Source organism: Pseudoflavonifractor phocaeensis (genome assembly GCF_016901735.1).
Classification (GTDB): Bacteria; Bacillota; Clostridia; order Oscillospirales; family Oscillospiraceae; genus Pseudoflavonifractor_A.
The window spans coordinates 1-338 of the sequence record NZ_JACLZC010000224.1 but is presented as its reverse complement, the minus strand read 5'-3'; the positions used below and the strand labels follow the sequence as shown (position 1 = coordinate 338).

General features: G+C 62.1%; 1 pseudogene. It reads right to left on the bottom strand.

The window, feature by feature from the left end:
* Positions 1-338: pseudogene (locus tag H7U37_RS15375) on the bottom strand (glycoside hydrolase family 3 protein); the annotation flags it as partial.

The window sequence follows — 338 nt, the reverse complement described above, 5'->3', positions numbered from 1 at the left end:
CCCAGCAGGGTCAGGTTGTAGGCCTCTTCATCGGTCAGGTAGTAGTCGCCGCCTTCCAGCTTACGGTCGGAACCTTCGCCGGAGTTGCGGGCCAGGACATAGATGGCGGTATCGGTGCCCTCAATGGCGTTGACCTTCTCGGCATCGTAGGCAGGCTCCTTGTAAACCGCGCTGCCCCACATACCGCCGCCGCCGGTGCCGTTCTCTTCGTACAGCGCTTCCTGCTCGTCCAGGAAATCGGCGTTGACGATGGTGTAGCCGTAATCCTCAAAGCCCTGGCGGACGTTGATGTTGGCGCCGTCCTTCAGGTACACGTCGCCGGAACCGGTGCCGCCCTT